Below are 16,350 nucleotides of genomic sequence, written 5' to 3' on the forward strand. Positions count from 1 at the left end.
TGTTAGCGTAAGATGCTCGCTAACTACTCTCCCACACCTTTTTTCGTTCACCCGTTTGGTATTTCAACACATCACGCATTGGACAAACGAAATAGACGAGCAACAGTACACCAAACCGTTAAACGCCGCAGTTGCACTCGATGATTTTCTGAACGCTGCAAGTATAACCAACACAACTGACGAAAACATTGCAGCTTAATTAAGTTTTTCAATCTCAACAAATAACCATTTACTAACTGAAACAATGGAACCTACAGTCTCAATTCCTCCGGGTTGGCAATACCCCCGTTTTGGCTTTGGACAACGGACAGAACGCGGTCAAATAATCGGACTTAAGTATTACGCCGAGGACACATATCTAGCTGAAGAATACGGTGCAGGTTGGCGTTACATTTTGCTGCCAAACAAGAACACCGAAGACGATGAAACACGGATTGAGAATGATATAAAACTGCTTTCAGTACAGGAATTAAAGACATTTTTAGAAGCCCAAATCAGCAACCACCTGCGCCAAGTTGCATTGCTGAAACACGAACTGAAAGCCGCTGGTTTGAGCATTGAAATCAATCACTCTACTGCCCAAACACAGCCAGTAAGCCAGAAGCAGGAGCAATTTTCAGTTTCTCTGCCTAACTTGCACACCTTCGTTGATGCTGCAAAATTCATCCTCAACGAAATTGCGAGACATCCCGATTATCTAACGCTGAATTATCAACCTGACCTGACCATTGGTGATGCTGAAACTGCGCTTTCTTATCTGGAACTGGAACTTGAACCGAATCAAAGTCCTGCATTAGATATTGCTGACCAAAAATAAATACCTGAACGAACGCTGATTCATTCAGGTACTTAGGAGATTTCTGTGTTGTCCTCATCAACATTACAACAAACATCACCACACTCTCAGTATTCATCAACACATACACAAATATGGAAACTCTCAAAATCAACAACAGCGTTTTTCTAATCCCACCCAGTCAACCCAAGCTGCAAGCGAACTGTGCCAAGGAATACGGGCAATTTCTTTTGGACTGCCCACCGAAGCTGACAATTCTGGAAGCGCAACAGGGCGGTTATCTCAAAGGCAACAAAGCCGATTTTGCGATCGCTATTTCTCGTCCAGACCGCCCGATGACCATTAACGAAAACTTCACCAACGAGCCATTTACCGAACTCTGGGTGATTCCTGTTGCTGGTGGACTCAAAGACCAGTTTAAAGGGCCAGCGTCCATGCTGCTTTCGTTTCTGATGCACCGTCGGAGTAAGGATTCGTTTGCAGGACTGTACAACCATTTCGCCCATCGTGCGTTTCAGCAGTGGTGCGAAGAGGGGATGCCGGGAGATCCAAGCGAGTTCTGTTATGGCGCGATCGCTAGTGTGCTGAAAAACTACATCTTCTGTGCCGAGTTTCAAAAGGTGGAGGGTGCGCTGGGTACGTATTGGTTCATTCAGTGGTCGTACCGCAACCCGCAGTCTGATTTTGAAAAGGACGCACTGGAAGCAGCAGAAATGATTCGCTCTGGTGCGGAGTCTGGAGCAACGCTGCATTGGGTGACGAACGAGACTTACGAGCGTTGGGCGTTAAATGCAGAGATTAGGCCAGCACTGCCAGCAGTCTCGGAAGCAGAGGCACGGGCATCGTTGCAGCCACAGAATCAGGCTGTTGTACCGAGTAAAAGACGGTAATTAACACAAAGTATTGGCGGCTCACTTTGGAGTCGCCACACCAAAATAATTATGAAACAACTAACAGGATTCACCCCCATTGCTGCACTACCAGAATCAACTGCGGCTTCTGCTAAGAAACAGTTACTAGACACAATTGATTGGCTGCAAAAAGAGGGTGCAGCAAGCGAAACTAATCTCAATCTTTTAATAGCAATTGTTCAATCAATTCTTTGGTCGGAAGAATCGTACACCAGATTTTTGCAGTGCGGGTTTGATACTGCAATTGAGTTGTTCGATATCAGTTCTCAAAATTGGGATTTTGAAGAAGCAATGTTATCACGCCACAATCCCAGAAATTGGAATGAGTACAAGCAATTAGAAGAAGTACGGGCGATAGAAGCAAACTAATAAAAAACAACAAAATCTGCCTGAAATATTTGATTTATCAGTATTGAATATCAGGAATTTAGTTATGGGCATTAAATGGGATGACAATGAATTAGCAACCCTCGACGAAATGGCAGAAATGTACACTCCAAAGCAAATAGTTTTTCGGCTTAAAAGACGAGGATATACACGCACAGTATCAGCAGTTACGAAAAAATTGTATTCTTTGGGGTATTCTACACGCCCAGTTCTTGATAATTACAGTTGTCGTGAAATTGCCAACAACCTTTGTGTGCCTCCAAGCACAGTTGTTAATTGGGTAAGGCAAGGTTGGTTGAAAGCGAAAAAGCGTTGTGTCAATCGTTATCAAGTCAAAAGCCGAGATTTAAAACGGTTTTTTAATAATCCTCCGCAGCCAATTAAGAAGCGGATTGCAGACTTAGATCCGCAAGTTGTTCGGTATTTAGTGGGGTAATTGATTTTGCAAATAGCATAACTCGATAGTTACGAAGGTTAGATAAATGCTGCTAGGTTTTAAAACTGAATTGAAATTAAACAATAAGCAGCGTACAGCATTTTTAAAACATTGCGGAGTAGCAAGACACGCTTGGAATTGGGGGTTAGCTGTGACCAAGCAGATATTAGACCACAACAAAGCTAACCCTACAGATAAGATTAAATTTCCCAGTTATTTTGACTTGCATAAATGGTTGGTAGCATTAGTAAAACCAGAATGTCCTTGGTATTACGAATGTTCTAAATCCACTCCACAACAAGCATTGACAGCATTAAGAATTGCTTGGGATAGATGTTTTAAGAAAGTGGCTGGAGTTCCTAAGTGTAAGAAGAAAGGTAAACGAGATAGTTTTACTTTAGAGGGAACAGTCAAGATTTTAGGTAATAACAAAATTCAAGTTCCCAAAATCGGAATTTTAAAAACTTATGAGCGATTACCTCAAGTTCAACCTAAGTCAGTCACAATTAGCAGACAAGCAGACAGATGGTTTATTTCCTTCAGATTTGAAGTAGAACCAACTCTTACTCCTAAAGCTGTGGAGTTTGTAGGCGTAGACCTTGGTGTTAACCATTTAGCTACATTGTCAACTGGTGAAGTCTTTAACGGTGCGAAAAGTTACAAGAAATATGAGCAGAAGTTGTCTCGTATGCAATGGCTTAATCGTCGTAAGCAAGTAGGCTCAAATAACTATAAAAAAGCTCAATTAAAAGTAGCTAGATTACATCGTAAAATAGCTAATATTCGTCAAGACACACTGCATAAGATTAGTACCTATATCAGCAAAAACCACGCTGTTATCGGGATTGAAGATTTGAATGTGCGCGGGATGTTAGCAAACCGTAATTTAGCCAAGGCGATCGCTGATATGAAGTTTTATGAGTTCCGTCGTCAATTAACTTACAAGTGTGAACTTTACGGATCAAAACTTGTAGTAGTTGATAGATTTTACCCCAGCAGTAAAACTTGCTCTGGTTGCGGAACTAAAAAAGAAACTCTCTTGTTACGTGAACGCAAGTTTCATTGTGAACATTGCAGAGTCACAATTGATCGTGATTTGAACGCCGCAATTAATTTGCGTAAAGCTGTCAGTTAGACAGTGTTAGCCTGTGGACTGGATAATGCCGACATTACCAGGGTAAAGCAGGAAGTAAACGAAGTCTAAAACAATCTAATTAGTACAAATTATCTATTTAGAAAGCATTTTAGACAGGATTTACATAACGGATGAAGTGTCCTCTGTTTATTAAAATATTTGATAATAGTAGCTGCTAGGCATTCTATTATTAGCAAATAGGCTGTATATAAGCAGAACTATTAAAGCAGTATCTTCCTAATACTGGATTTCACTAATTAGTTATTCCATAGTAAAGTTGAAAAGCTTCGATAGCTTCTTGGGTTTGTTTTCCCCAGATCCCATCTAAGGGCCCATTGTAGAACCCTCTAGTATTCAACCATTTTTGCAATTCAAGTATTTTATTGTTATATCTGAAAGGAGCGATTTTTATATTATTAAAAAGTTTGTTTGTTCTGTTTTGAGAAACGGCAACTTTACGCGCTCGACGAAATCTTATTTGTGTAACTCTTTTATAGGTTTGGGGAAATTTTGCATTAGTGTCAGCTAATTGTATATGGCTAGTTCCTTGTAAATTAGAATTAATGTTAATATCTCCGCCATTGCCTGTAGCGGACAAATATTCGGTGTTAGTCGGCAATAATTCTGCTGGTGGAGGCAAAGGTGAAGAAAAAGCTTGTATTGCTGAATTGAGGATAGTTTCACTATTAGGAATTTGTAGATTACCCCCATTACCATTTCCTTCTGTTTCTGATAATGTCTGCCTTAGCATTTGTATACTTAACGGTTGAGTGCTAATGGTAATGCTACCAGCTTCAACTTGAGCTAATGTGTTAACAGAAATTTTTCCGTTAGTGCTGAGGAATCCTACGCTTCTAGTCATAAGATTAATTCTGTCTCTAGGAGCAATTTTTATTGCCTCATCCCCATTAATATTAACAATACTACCGTTAGTAATTACCAAATTACTACTTTGAAAAGTGATATCATCTAGTGGAGTGCTATTGGTCTGTACTGCCGATACTATGTTGTTAATAAACATCTCACCAGAAGTGCCTACATTTGTTAACAGTTTGTCTAATAAATTTTGACAGATTTTACCATTAGTAGTTATTCCTAAAGCTTTTTGAAATTTCAGTACAGAGGCTTCAGTTAAATAATCAAATCTTCCCGTTAATTCACCATTGTATAATCCTAGATTTTTCAATTGCTTTTGCACGTTAAGTACTGCCGAACCACTACTACCAAACTGCAATATATCATTACGGCTACACTCTCTGCTTAATGCAATTAAATCCTCATTATTTCTATTTATGTTGGTACTTGAACTTCTAGAAAGCAATAATGAATTTTTTGAATCATTTATATTTATTTGAGAATTATAATAAGTATCGACTGTTATTGGTTCTACATTCAAAGTTGTTGATGTTGGATAAGCACTTGGCGAAACTGCGCTAACTTTGTCATTAATATTGGGAAAATTGATAACAGGTTTTTTCTCAGTCGAGCTAGTGATACGGCCTCTCGCTACTACAGTTGATTCTCTTGGATCAAATTGAGAGGCTAAACTGTCTCTACCTTCATTACTTGTACCATGTGTTATGGCGTACAATTGCCTTAAGTCAGATACTGCTTCCTTAAGTTTATCTTGAGCTTTTGTGTATTCAGCTTTAAGTTCTTGATACTTCTGTGCTTCTTTTTCTAACTCTTCATTTTTTTTGTTGATTACTAAAGAAATTTTTTCTAGTTCGGTTTTTGCATTTATAAGATTTTGTTTTTCGATTTGAGTTTGCTTTTCTGCTGCTTTTTGTTTTTTCTCAGCCAGCTTAATTTTTTCGGAAGCTATATTATTATATTTTTCAAGATTTGCTTGCTTTTTTTTAACATTCTCTACTTCTAAAATTTTTTTATTAATTTGTTGATGAACTTCTTGGCGTTCTTTTTCAGCGTTGTATAACTTTTGATTAGCTTTTTGAGTTTCTATCTGTGCTATTTTTTCTTTTTGTAATGCTATATTTAGATTCGTGCTAGTAAATATTAATAGCATTACTGCTATCGATGAAATCACAGCTAATCCAGTAAATCCATTACGGATGGTTTGTTTAGCTTGATACTGGGCTTCTGCTAATATCTGATTTGCTTTTTCTGCTGCTTCTAAAGCAAGTTTAACCTCTTTTTTTTCTAATTCTTGGCTTGCTGATAAAAACTGATAATCTTCGTTACTCAAGCTTTTATCTGATGCCCAAGTTAAGGCTTCTTGTAGTGCTTGCCCTCGTAGTAATCTTGATTGATCTTGATAAGAAGAAACAATCCAAGCGTTTATGGCTTCAGCATAGGGACGCAGAGTAGCAAGTTCTCTGTCTACCCAATTTGAGGTGAAAATTGAAACATATATGCGATTATAAACTTTCAACTTACTTTGCTCTTTAACAACTAAGCCTGAAAGTTGAAGTTCTTTTTGGGCAGGACTGTTATCAGCTAAGATTTCTCCTTGTTGAATGATTTTTTGATAAAGTCCTAGTAGCCGACCAGCACGTTGCTTACTTCTAATAATACGATCACGAATAGTTCTTAGATGCTCTGGGTTATCCTGGGCTTCCCAATTTTCAAGCAAGCGTGATTTTATTATTTGTTCTACCCACGCTGACTCTTGTACAACAGGAAGGGGAATTTCACAAGTATAGATAATCTCACAAAGCTTTTGGGTTAAAAATGGTTGACCGCCTGTCCAGGTTAATATTTGCTTTAAAACTGCTTGTGGGTTGCTAACTTTACCTGTTAATCCTGCCGCTAAAGTTTGAGTTTCATATAAGTTAAAACCACTCAACTCAATAGCTCTCCCAATATTGAAAGGTGTGCGAGTTTTATCTTTAATTAAATCAGAAGGAGTAGCGACACCTAGCAAAACAAATGAAAGCCTTCTGTATAATGGATTATTAACGCGCTGATTATAACAGGCTCGGATAAATGCAAAAAAATCATCTGTTGAAAAATTTAAACTGAGAATACTATCAATTTCATCAATAAAAATAACAATATTTTCACTAATTTCTAATAGTAAAACCTGCTCAATAAACTCACTTAATTTCTGCACAGATGGTAACTGTTCGCGTTCGCGCCACCAATTTCGGCGATTGACTCTATCAGATAACTCAAATTTTCTGACTAGCTCGTAAAAAATTCCCATGTACCACCCATCTGGGGTTACATTTTGACTACCAATTGTTGTTAAATCAATAGCAACACATCGAAGTCCTTCTTCTTCTAGCCTTTCCATTGTCCGGACACGTAGGCTAGATTTACCCATTTGCCGTGAATTTAATACATAGCAAAAATCTCCGCTTTTTAATCCTTCATATAAGTCTTTATCTGCTTGCCGAACAACATAAGTAGGAGCATCAGCCGCTAAACTCCCACCAACTTGATATCTGTATGTTTTACTTTCCTTCATCGCTCATTTATCTAGTTGTATTGAAAATAATAAATAGTTACTCCTTGCCAAGATGTTCGCGGAAATATTGAGAATATAAATTACATCGTGATTCAATCGCATTTCCATGCAGTTTTACCAAGCCTAAACTTTGCAACTTAAATATTTGGTTCGGTTCTAATTGCACAGAATTAGCTGTATTAACTATTTTTTTCATCGCTACAGCTAATTCTGGATATTGTTTAAGATTGTATAAGTGTCCCCGTAAATGGTCATTATAAATACCTGACTCTGTATCAGCCTCCTGTAAGAGCTTTACAAGGCTAATTTTCTGGGTATTTAAATAATAAATTGCTCGTTGCACTAAATAGGGATGTCCCCCTACTAAGTCCATTAATTCTAAAATTTGTGATGTATCTAAATTAAGTCCTTGTCGTCTTGATAACTCGTGTATTTGCTCATTTGTAAACTCTGGCAGTTCTATACCTAGTCCAACATTAAATGGTGAACGATTAATATTTAATGGAATGTATGCTTCTGTCGAGTGTGCCAAAATCAATCGTAGCTTTCGCCACATTTGGCGGCTTTTTGCTTCCTCATGCCATGCTCGGAGCATACCTAAAAAGTCTTCAGCTATTTCGCTATAAGAAAAAATTCGATCTACTTCATCTAAACACAAAACCAATGGTCTATCTATTTGGGCTAACAAGTGTTCTTCAAAGTACAGCGTACAGTTATAATTGCTTCCTAACCCCTTTTCCCAGTAATCATCAAGTTGGGGTGTTAGTTTCATCTGTCGGCAAACAACAACACAGAACCAGCGTAAAAATTCATCTAAATTCTTTAAGACTGTTCCATCTGCTAGGAGCAAGCTCAAACGTACTGTTATGTAATTTTGCTTCTGTGCCTGATGAATAATATTGTTTATCAGCCAAGTTTTACCCATTCGCTTAGAAGCTTTGATTCTCAGCAAAGAACCAGGTTGCACAATTGTTTCATAACAATGAGATTCAATGGGAGGCCGCTCTATATAATTAGAAGCTTTGATTTCTGATTCTTCTTGGAAAAGAGCAATAGGAGCTTGTTCTGTTTCCAAATCTAAAGTCTGGTAAGAATTATTAGCATTATGAATTTCAAAATCAGCTATTCTATCTAGCTCAAGCCCTAGTTTCTGACAAATTTCATAAAAATTTAAATAATCAACGGATCGGCCATTTAAAAAATTACTTATTGTAGCCAAGGACAACTGCAAGCTCTCAGCTAAATCTTTTTGGCGAGGAAAACCACTCCGCTTGACAGCTAATTTGACCTGTTCAATATGCTGTTGAGAAACTTTGATTGATCTGGACATAGCTCTTAATTGAGCAGAACTGTTCAAATCATAATATTTTTCCCTATTCTAGGACGATAAGTTAGTTATAACTTAGTCATAAGTCAGTTATCAGATGTATGTAAGCTACAACTCAGTTCAACTTTATACTTTCTCAACTTTGAACTAAAGCAGCTAGTAGCTTTAATAAAATTGTTGTCGTGGAAAGACAGACAGATGAAAGCAATCTTCAGAAAAACTAATAAGTCTACTTCTGTAGTGCTTAATCAACAAGAGAAAGTTGAGCAAGAACTTCCCTCAAATGGTCAAGATTTAAACTTGATTAGTTCCAACAGTATTCATCAAGAGCGTCTTCGTCAAGCCCGTGTTAGTTTTAACTTGGCTTTTGGATTAACAGCTGCAAGTGGGCTTATCAGCTTTGTAGGTGTTATTCTACTATTTTCAGGCAATGTGTCAGTAGGAACAGTTACAGCAGTCGGAGCAGTTACAGCTGGAACCGTTAGTAGCTCATGCCTTAGACTTGCCAAGGATGCGAATAATAGGCTGAATGAAACAGCAAAAGTCTTAGAGAGCGAGGAAGATGAGTCATAGTAGCACGGGATTAGTGCATTTCCAATCCATTTGCATTCCATTCATTCAGGAGATGATGGAACGGATCGCTCCGAGCCACTGTTTGACGCAGACGGTTCTCCTGTAATATCACTTGAAGCTGTGGGTTTACGTGATACCTTAGTTGACCGACTGGCCAGCCTCGATCCGATCCCTGGCGCACTAGAACAACTGCTGTGGCACTTCGGACACAAACAAGTAGCTGAAGTGACTGGACGCAGTAAGCGGGTGCTGAAGGATGAATCTGGACGTTTGTTTGTGGATACTCGTGGTAGTGGGGCGAATATTGCTGAAACTGCGGCTTTTATGAACGGCGACAAACAAATCCTCATCTTCTCTGATGCGGGTGGTACTGGCAGAAGTTATCACGCAGATTTAAATGCTGTGAATCGTAGGAGGCGATCGCATTACTTGTTAGAGGCTGGGTGGAGAGCCGACAATGCCATTCAAGGGCTTGGGCGTTCTCATAGAACTAACCAAGCATCAGCACCAATCTTTAAACCTGTAACCACTAATGTTAGAGGTGAACGCCGATTCATTAGCACAATTGCTCGACGGCTGGATAGTTTGGGCGCACTCACCAGAGGGCAGCGGCAGACGGGTGGCAATGGGATATTTGAGGCTAAAGATAATCTTGAGTCGAACTATGCCGAACACGCTTTGTATGAATTGTTTAAGCAAATCTTCCAAGGTCGGTTTGCTGAAGTTTCACTAGGGCAGTTCGAGCAGATGACCGGACTATCGCTAACATCTCATGAGGGCGGTATGAAAATTGATTTGCCTCCTTTGCGTCAATTCCTCAACCGCTTGCTGGCTCTAAGAATTGATATGCAGAATATCATTTTCGAGCGATTCGAGCTATTGCTAAGTCAGCAGATTGAAGCAGCGATCGCCGCAGGAATTTACGAGATGGGTGTTGAAACTCTCCGGGCTGAACGCTTTGCTGTTGAGAGCCAGGAAGCTGTGTACACTCACCCTGCTACTGGTAGTGTGACCAATTACTTAAAAGTGAAACGCACCCAGAAAAACAACATCAGAACGGCTGACGAGATGCTTGAGTTCGCCACTCAATATCAAGGACGGCTCATGATCAACTCCAAGTCAGGCAATGCTGGTGTGTCAATTCCGACACATAGTATTTTCAACGCTGATGGTGGTGTTGCGCCAAGGGTGTTGCTCGTCCGACCACAAAAAGAAACCCGTGTAACACTTGAACAATTGGAGTCATCCACTTGGCAGCAGGTTTCGGCTGATGAGTTTATTGCTGCTTGGTTAAAGGAAATAGACCAGTTGCCCAAGTTCACCACTGACTATCTGCATCTAGTTACTGGTATTTTACTTCCCATTTGGAAAATCCTGCCGCAGCACAGCAGTCGAGTATTTCGGTTGCAAACTAGTGGTGGGCAGAAAATTCTCGGTCGGGTGGTGAATGCTGTAGATATTCAATCTGTGGCAGAACAGTTGGGCATGAAAAACAAGCTGTTAAGTCCAGCCGAATTGGTATCACTGGTGCTGAATGAAGGCTATTCACAACAGTTGCCGGGTGGCGTATCCTTGCGTCGTTCTTACATTGCTGGTGAGCCACGGATTGAGTTGGTTGATGCTTTATCGCTTGCTGAGCAACTGATAGCTGTGGGTTGTTTCACCGAAATTATTAACTGGCGTAAGCGAATCTTTGTGCCAACTGGAGTAAGGGCTGCTGCTGTTCTGGCGGCGGTGATTGGGATTTTGGGATGATTACTTGAGCCACTCTGCTGATAGAGTGGCTGATTTTTTAAATTATATTCTGAGGAGGGTAAATATCTTGATAGACTAAATCTAATTTGAGTTAGTTTATCAAGATCGCTATTTTCAACAGATGCAAATAGAAGAAATTTTATCTGAACTAGAAAACACTACAGGGAAGTTTCCTGTTGTAGCGATAGAAAGAGCAAGAGAAGAACGGGAAGCGATAACTCCTAGATTATTATCAACTTTAGAAGAGTTAAGCAATAATCTCGAAGAGTTATTAGAAAAATCAGACTATATTTTACATCTTTATGCTTTCTACTTACTAGCAGAATTTAGAGAGCCGTTAGCATATCCTGTAATCATCAAGTTTTTTTCAGTTCCAGGGGAGATTGCCCTAGATTTAACTGGAGATTTAGTAACAGAGGATTTAGGTAGGATACTGGCTTCTGTTAATGATAGAAATATTGAACCAATAAAGCAACTAATAGAAAATAAAGATGTCAATGAATATGTCAGAGGTGCAGCCCTAAAATCCTTATTGGTTTTAGTGGCTCAGGATAAAATTCCCAGAGAACAAGTTATACAATACTATAAAGAACTTTTCTCTAATATAGGTGAGGAAGAAGATTATTATATTTGGACTACCCTAGTTATTAATAGTGCCGAACTTTGTGCAGTTGAACTTAATGAAGAAATTAATAGAGTATTTGAAGAAGATTTAGTTGAACAGCTTTTTATTGACCAAGAAGATGTTAATGATAGCTTTCAACAGGGAATAGAAGTAACTTTAAATAAACTACGCGAAAATCCTCGTTACTCTTTTATTAAAGATGCAATATCAGAAATGAAAGATTGGACTTATTTTCGACCAACTGAGAGCAGAAAAGAAGAATTTACAACGTTATTTGGACACCGAGAAGGATCTGGTTTTTCGTCTGACAAAAAATGGAAAAATCAAGCTAAGAAAAAGATGCAAAAACAATCTCGACGGAAAAATCGCTCCAAGAAATAATCAGCAGTCAATCGCTTTGCTCCAATTCAAAATTCAAAAAATAGTCAAACCCATTCGCAATACTTCGCCTGCGTCCTTCCCCGGAGGATTACGACGGCGCGGTAATCGAGCGAAGTCGAGAGTAATAAATTTATCAGGATGAATTAATCAAACCTATGTCAAAGGTAGAACAAGACGAAGAGCGAGAAGAACGCATTGCATTGGAAGCTGTTGTTGATGCTTATGGTGAAGAAGAACGGGCAATAGGATGGTACTACTACCTCGCTGAAAACATGGATTTTCCGTTCCAGGCTAAGTGGATTAGCCACAAGCGTCCCGAAGGGAGAAATCTTGAAGTTGTAGGTATGTCCCCAGCAGATGATTGTTCTCACGATATGTTTGTAGAGGTGCGATATCAACAGGGAAGCGTTGATGATATTTTTTCCGCACGTCTATGTGAAATTAACCCCATTAATGTTGATGAAGAAACCGCCCAAGTTATCGCCGATTGGCATTATTGGGTTGCAAGAGGATACGAATTTTAGTCATTTGCTCCTAAATGCGCGTATGCTTCATTAATATGAATTGCGACCTCACACAAGAAGATTATGCCAAAAAATTGGGCTTTGAAAGTAGACCAGTTTTTTAATGCAAACCCCAACTGCATTATCGCTACCGTTCACGTTGACAGCTTCCCCGCCGACTTACCGTTAGAGCCAAATATCCGGGAACCTAACCGCAAAAGCTCCACATACAGACAAATTTTCGATTCATTAACCACTCAACCCGAAAAATTTTTTGAGCGGCATAGCGGAATAGTACTGTGTGCCAACAAGGTGAAGCCTAACAGTAAAAAGACACAGCTAGAGTTAGAAATACTTGAGGCTAGTGAGGGCGGTAGCGATGGCATCATTAACGGGGGGCATACGGTTTTAGCCTTTCAACAAGCCAGAGATTACAAGTACGACCTGAGTGAAGCTAGAGTCAAAGTTACCATTCACATTGGGCTGAGTGAAGACGACGCAAAAGATATAGCCCTGGCATCAAACACATCTGCCCCGGTGGATGCGCGTTCTAAAGTGAACGCCAGGGGTGACTACAAATTTATCAAACAATTTTTAGCTCAGTTGGGATTGGAAGAGGAAACAACATTCCGCATCGCCTATTATCAAAACCAGAGCGGTGCGCCCAAGAGTCCCCAGTGCAACGTCAACCATTTAATTAAGTTGATGAACTGCCTGGACAGGAACAAATACAACCCTGACTCTAAAAGCAGAACCAAACACCCGCCTGTGAGCAACACACCTTCTTTATCTGAAGCTGAAAGGCAAAGGCTATCAAAGTTACTGCCGTTACTGCCAAAAGGATTGTGGATTGAGCAACGGCTATTTCAGGTAATCGAGTCACATATCACTAAGCCTAAAAGGAAGGGAGTAGTTGACCTCGCCTCAATTGACCCGCGTAAGAATACTCTGTTGCCTGATAGCCGATACTCATTCGGGTTTAGTGCGCCGGCTGATATTGCCATGCCAATTGTCGCCGCTTATCGGGTGTTCTTGAATGAACAGTACAATTGGATAATTCCCTTTGATGAGTTCGCGGAAGATTTTCTACAGCATTTGTGGACGAACTATTACCGCAAGTATCTGCTGTCAGAGAAATTAGCAGGCAATACGGTTGGGAGTAAAATCTGCCGAAATCCGGTGATTTGGGATAACCTTTATGTTTCAGCCCAGAGTTACCTGAATCAGCAGTTGATGAAAATGGTTAGTTCAAAAAATAATCAGCGTGAAGAATTGAAGCTGGTGAATTGACGTAAAAATTTGGTGGTGCATTAGGGTAATCCGCCTACAACGCACCAATAGATACCAACAACAAAGAAGTAAAAGTAGAAACGGCGTGGCGTTGAGAATGGGAATGAATACCCAAATATATCAGTAGTGAAGTTCGTCTATGCGATCGCATCTAGCCAAGAGCGACAATTGTCCAAAAGATGTCAAGGATTTTCATTTAGGAAAGTGTTAATCTCATCTAGTTCGTTTTGATTAAGGCGAAATTCAGCAGCACCAATAATCCCTTCTACTTGCTTGGCATTACGTCCACCAACAATCGCCCCCTGAACAGCCGGATTGCTTAGAGTCCAGGCAATAGCCACTTCGCCAGGTGAGTGTCCATGTTGTTGACCGATTTGTCGCAGCACCTCAACCAGCTTCAGGTTACGGGATAGACGTGGCTGTTGAAATTCCGCATTATTCTTCCGCCAATCATCATCTGGTAGATTAGCAGCGCGTTCAGCACTCATCGCTCCTGTCAGTAAGCCAGATTGCATCGGTGAGTAAACAATTACACCTATGTTGTTTTCTTGGCAAAAAGGTAGAATTTCGTTTTCCACATCGCGCTTAACTAATGAATAAGGCGGCTGTAATGATGTGACTGGTGCAATTTGTTGAATCCGTTTCAATTGTTCAACATTAAAGTTTGAAACGCCGATATAGCGAACTTTACCTTCATCCTTGAGTTTGGCAAGAGTTGTCCAGCCTTCTTCAATTTCTGAGTCTGGGTTGGGCCAGTGAATTTGATAAAGGTCAATTACTTCAACATTAAGTCGGCGCAAACTGCCTTCGATCTCTTTTCGGACTGAATCTGCATTGAGGCTGCGTCCAATTTTACCAACTTCATTCCAGATCATTGAGCATTTGGTGAAAATGTAAGGGCGAGCCGACTGACCTTTAAGTGCCTGAGCAACAACCTCCTCCGAGTGTCCTAGCCCATACACAGCTGCGGTGTCAATCCAATTTACACCTAAGTCAAGGGCGCGATTAATCGCCTCTATCGATTCAGTATCATCCTGTGTCCCCCAACCAAAAGCCCAGCCACCCCCACCGATTGCCCAAGCACCAAAGCCAATTGGGGTAATATGAAGCTCCGAATTGCCAAGCTGTTTTGTTTGCATATCTAGTTTCTCCTAGAATTTTTCCTTCAATCGTCAGTGTAGGTTGTAAATATTTTCTCTACGGCTATCTGTGGTATGAATCACTACTCATACACACTAAAAACAAAAGTCAAAAGCTGTAATGACTGATTTAAAATAGGAAATCGCACTACTGATTTTATAGCAGCGAAATGGTGCGAACCTTATACTACACGCAGCGCTCGCCTTACGCTCGGAAAGTGAGAATTGTCCTGGCCGAGAAGCAGCTACCTTGCGAACTACACCAAACCGACATTAACAATAAATCTCCGGAATTCTTACGTTTATCTCCCATCGGTAAAGTTCCGGTATTGGTGGATGAAAATGACCTTGTTTTTTGGGATTCCACGCTGATTGTGGAGTATCTGGAGGAGACTTATCCTCAGCCAAGTTTTTATCCCAGCTCACGCATTGAGCGTTGGTCTTGCCGTCAGGGGGAAGAGTTAGCAGACACTTTGATAGATAATGTTGTGGGATTGTGGTACGAAACCCGTAAAGGAAATCAAGCTGATTCTGGCACCCAAGCTAAACACCAATCCAGCATTCATCGCGTTTTAGGTGTTTTTGAGCAAAAGTTGACGAACTGTGCCTATCTATTCAATGAGACTTTCAGTGCTGTTGATGTTGCAGCTATATCAGCTTTGGGTTACTACAGCCTCAGATTTGGTAATAATTGGCAGCAAGAGTATCCTAAATTGAGGCAATGGTATGAGCTATTGCATCAACGCCAGTCAGTGTACTCTACCATGCCAAAAGCATAAAACAGTAATTGACGCTACTCATCTCCGCCACCGGATACCGCCGCATCATCTCATGCAACGCCACCCCCTCACCATCGGGCGTGTACACGACCTCACCAGACATCGCAATCACAATCCTTTGCCGTCTTGCCCACTCGAACCAAGCAACCACCTCGGATTTAGCTTGTGCCGACTCCGGTTTCCTACCCTCCTTGCAAGCCGCAACAAACACAGCTTCCGGCGACTTGATTCCTTTCCAAGTCCGTAACGCTTCCTTGAGATAAGCGATCGCCCCTGGCACATTGTCCCAACACCGCCTAACTACACGCTGAATCTCTGCATTGAGCCGAAACTGGGGAGTACAAGCAGAGTATTTCTACCAGCATTAAACTATAAGAAAGCGAAAATAACTGCATGGGGAGAAGTATTAACTGTGTGGTTCTGGGAAAAAGACTCCGTTGAATACGAGATATTCAAAAAATATGAACGAGCGTTAGTCAGCCTCGGCGTTGACTTTTCAAACAGCCTCTTAGAAGGTTGCACGTATGGTTTAGAAGATGCTTTTAGAAGCACAATTGACTATGTGCTGTGGCTACAAAAGCATGAAAAGCAATTTTTCCCAAACGCGATTTTGGTTAGTGCTTTGCGTGAGCAATGGAAGCCAAGAGCATGGCGCGATGAGTATCTTGAACTGCCAAATCTCGAATCACCTGGGCAGCGATGGTGGAATGCTGCCGCAAAAATGTGGGGTTACGATGTCCGCAATCGCCTCGTCGCTGATGTCTTTTATGAAAATGGCGCAGAATTTATCAAGTTCGCTAACGGTAAAGAAATCACGGTAGATGCTGCATGGCGTTGGGAGTGGGAACGGTTGCTGAAATATGCGACTAATCGATAGCACTCG

At 40.6% G+C, this 16,350-nt stretch carries 16 protein-coding genes and 1 pseudogene; 14 read left to right on the forward strand and 3 right to left on the reverse strand.

The window, feature by feature from the left end; all coding sequences use genetic code 11:
- From AC5JL8_RS29970 to AC5JL8_RS29995, 6 genes and pseudogenes are all read left to right on the forward strand, one after another.
- A pseudogene (locus tag AC5JL8_RS29970) lies at positions 1-199 on the forward strand (hypothetical protein); the annotation flags it as partial.
- 45 nt (positions 200-244) lie between these two features.
- On the forward strand, positions 245-817 hold the full coding sequence (locus AC5JL8_RS29975; RefSeq protein ID WP_495883322.1) for a hypothetical protein: 573 nt from the start codon (positions 245-247) through the stop codon (positions 815-817).
- A 113-nt stretch (positions 818-930) separates the two neighbouring features.
- The gene (locus AC5JL8_RS29980; protein ID WP_495883323.1) at positions 931-1,686 is read left to right on the forward strand and encodes a hypothetical protein; all 756 of its coding nucleotides are present in this window, start codon (positions 931-933) and stop codon (positions 1,684-1,686) included.
- Positions 1,687-1,737: 51 nt separating this feature from the next.
- Complete coding sequence (locus tag AC5JL8_RS29985; RefSeq protein WP_495883324.1) at positions 1,738-2,076, forward strand: hypothetical protein; 339 nt, start codon at positions 1,738-1,740, stop codon at positions 2,074-2,076.
- Positions 2,077-2,140: 64 nt separating this feature from the next.
- The gene (locus tag AC5JL8_RS29990) at positions 2,141-2,530 is read left to right on the forward strand and encodes a MerR family transcriptional regulator (protein ID WP_495883325.1); all 390 of its coding nucleotides are present in this window, start codon (positions 2,141-2,143) and stop codon (positions 2,528-2,530) included.
- Positions 2,531-2,576: 46 nt separating this feature from the next.
- Positions 2,577-3,665 (forward strand): RNA-guided endonuclease InsQ/TnpB family protein, encoded by a 1,089-nt coding sequence (locus tag AC5JL8_RS29995; protein WP_495883326.1) that lies wholly within the window; start codon positions 2,577-2,579, stop codon positions 3,663-3,665.
- Positions 3,666-3,918: 253 nt separating this feature from the next.
- On the opposite strand, the gene AC5JL8_RS30000 is transcribed toward AC5JL8_RS29995, so the two are convergent.
- Positions 3,919-7,095: an AAA-like domain-containing protein gene (locus AC5JL8_RS30000; RefSeq protein WP_495883327.1), complete on the reverse strand. Its 3,177-nt coding sequence runs from the start codon at positions 7,093-7,095 to the stop codon at positions 3,919-3,921.
- A 37-nt stretch (positions 7,096-7,132) separates the two neighbouring features.
- Positions 7,133-8,425 (reverse strand): AAA-like domain-containing protein, encoded by a 1,293-nt coding sequence (locus tag AC5JL8_RS30005; RefSeq protein ID WP_495883328.1) that lies wholly within the window; start codon positions 8,423-8,425, stop codon positions 7,133-7,135.
- 195 nt (positions 8,426-8,620) lie between these two features.
- Between AC5JL8_RS30005 and AC5JL8_RS30010 the strand changes: the two genes are divergently transcribed.
- The 5 genes from AC5JL8_RS30010 to AC5JL8_RS30030 all read left to right on the forward strand — a co-directional run bounded on the left by AC5JL8_RS30010 (position 8,621) and on the right by AC5JL8_RS30030 (position 13,549).
- Positions 8,621-8,995: a TRADD-N-associated membrane domain-containing protein gene (locus AC5JL8_RS30010; RefSeq protein ID WP_495883329.1), complete on the forward strand. Its 375-nt coding sequence runs from the start codon at positions 8,621-8,623 to the stop codon at positions 8,993-8,995.
- 30 nt (positions 8,996-9,025) lie between these two features.
- Positions 9,026-10,750 carry a strawberry notch C-terminal domain-containing protein gene (locus AC5JL8_RS30015; protein ID WP_495883330.1) on the forward strand — a complete coding sequence of 575 codons (1,725 nt, stop codon included), beginning with the start codon at positions 9,026-9,028 and terminating at the stop codon, positions 10,748-10,750.
- Positions 10,751-10,871: 121 nt separating this feature from the next.
- A complete protein-coding gene (locus AC5JL8_RS30020) occupies positions 10,872-11,756 on the forward strand; it encodes a DUF1186 domain-containing protein (RefSeq protein ID WP_495883331.1) in 885 nt (294 codons plus the stop codon).
- A 155-nt stretch (positions 11,757-11,911) separates the two neighbouring features.
- Positions 11,912-12,280 (forward strand): calcium-binding protein, encoded by a 369-nt coding sequence (locus tag AC5JL8_RS30025; RefSeq protein WP_495883332.1) that lies wholly within the window; start codon positions 11,912-11,914, stop codon positions 12,278-12,280.
- A 63-nt stretch (positions 12,281-12,343) separates the two neighbouring features.
- A complete protein-coding gene (locus AC5JL8_RS30030; protein ID WP_495883333.1) occupies positions 12,344-13,549 on the forward strand; it encodes an AIPR family protein in 1,206 nt (401 codons plus the stop codon).
- Between the two features lie 182 nt (positions 13,550-13,731).
- Here AC5JL8_RS30030 and AC5JL8_RS30035 read toward each other — a convergent pair whose 3' ends face one another.
- Entirely contained in the window at positions 13,732-14,688 is a 957-nt protein-coding gene (locus AC5JL8_RS30035) for an aldo/keto reductase (RefSeq protein ID WP_495883334.1), read from the reverse strand.
- 170 nt (positions 14,689-14,858) lie between these two features.
- Here AC5JL8_RS30035 and AC5JL8_RS30040 point away from each other — a divergent pair, with 170 nt between their 5' ends.
- The 3 genes from AC5JL8_RS30040 (at position 14,859) to AC5JL8_RS30050 (ending at position 16,344) form a co-directional block, all read left to right on the forward strand.
- On the forward strand, positions 14,859-15,467 hold the full coding sequence (locus AC5JL8_RS30040; RefSeq protein ID WP_495883335.1) for a glutathione S-transferase family protein: 609 nt from the start codon (positions 14,859-14,861) through the stop codon (positions 15,465-15,467).
- A gap of 80 nt (positions 15,468-15,547) precedes the next feature.
- The gene (locus AC5JL8_RS30045) at positions 15,548-15,730 is read left to right on the forward strand and encodes a hypothetical protein (RefSeq protein WP_495883336.1); all 183 of its coding nucleotides are present in this window, start codon (positions 15,548-15,550) and stop codon (positions 15,728-15,730) included.
- A gap of 149 nt (positions 15,731-15,879) precedes the next feature.
- Positions 15,880-16,344: a hypothetical protein gene (locus AC5JL8_RS30050; RefSeq protein ID WP_495883337.1), complete on the forward strand. Its 465-nt coding sequence runs from the start codon at positions 15,880-15,882 to the stop codon at positions 16,342-16,344.
- The last annotated feature ends 6 nt before the right edge of the window (positions 16,345-16,350 follow it).

This window comes from Mojavia sp. (assembly GCF_059505145.1).

What these genes read in the sequence shown, in the direction of transcription:
- AC5JL8_RS29975 (WP_495883322.1), top strand. Translation starts at nt 245, where the DNA reads ATGGAACCTACAGTCTCAATTCCTCCGGGTTGGCAATACCCCCGTTTT.
- AC5JL8_RS29980 (WP_495883323.1), top strand. Translation starts at nt 931, where the DNA reads ATGGAAACTCTCAAAATCAACAACAGCGTTTTTCTAATCCCACCCAGT.
- AC5JL8_RS29985 (WP_495883324.1), top strand. Translation starts at nt 1,738, where the DNA reads ATGAAACAACTAACAGGATTCACCCCCATTGCTGCACTACCAGAATCA.
- AC5JL8_RS29990 (WP_495883325.1), top strand. Translation starts at nt 2,141, where the DNA reads ATGGGCATTAAATGGGATGACAATGAATTAGCAACCCTCGACGAAATG.
- AC5JL8_RS29995 (WP_495883326.1), top strand. Translation starts at nt 2,577, where the DNA reads ATGCTGCTAGGTTTTAAAACTGAATTGAAATTAAACAATAAGCAGCGT.
- AC5JL8_RS30000 (WP_495883327.1), bottom strand. Translation starts at nt 7,095, where the DNA reads ATGAAGGAAAGTAAAACATACAGATATCAAGTTGGTGGGAGTTTAGCG.
- AC5JL8_RS30005 (WP_495883328.1), bottom strand. Translation starts at nt 8,425, where the DNA reads ATGTCCAGATCAATCAAAGTTTCTCAACAGCATATTGAACAGGTCAAA.
- AC5JL8_RS30010 (WP_495883329.1), top strand. Translation starts at nt 8,621, where the DNA reads ATGAAAGCAATCTTCAGAAAAACTAATAAGTCTACTTCTGTAGTGCTT.
- AC5JL8_RS30020 (WP_495883331.1), top strand. Translation starts at nt 10,872, where the DNA reads ATGCAAATAGAAGAAATTTTATCTGAACTAGAAAACACTACAGGGAAG.
- AC5JL8_RS30025 (WP_495883332.1), top strand. Translation starts at nt 11,912, where the DNA reads ATGTCAAAGGTAGAACAAGACGAAGAGCGAGAAGAACGCATTGCATTG.
- AC5JL8_RS30030 (WP_495883333.1), top strand. Translation starts at nt 12,344, where the DNA reads ATGCCAAAAAATTGGGCTTTGAAAGTAGACCAGTTTTTTAATGCAAAC.
- AC5JL8_RS30035 (WP_495883334.1), bottom strand. Translation starts at nt 14,688, where the DNA reads ATGCAAACAAAACAGCTTGGCAATTCGGAGCTTCATATTACCCCAATT.
- AC5JL8_RS30040 (WP_495883335.1), top strand. Translation starts at nt 14,859, where the DNA reads ATGGTGCGAACCTTATACTACACGCAGCGCTCGCCTTACGCTCGGAAA.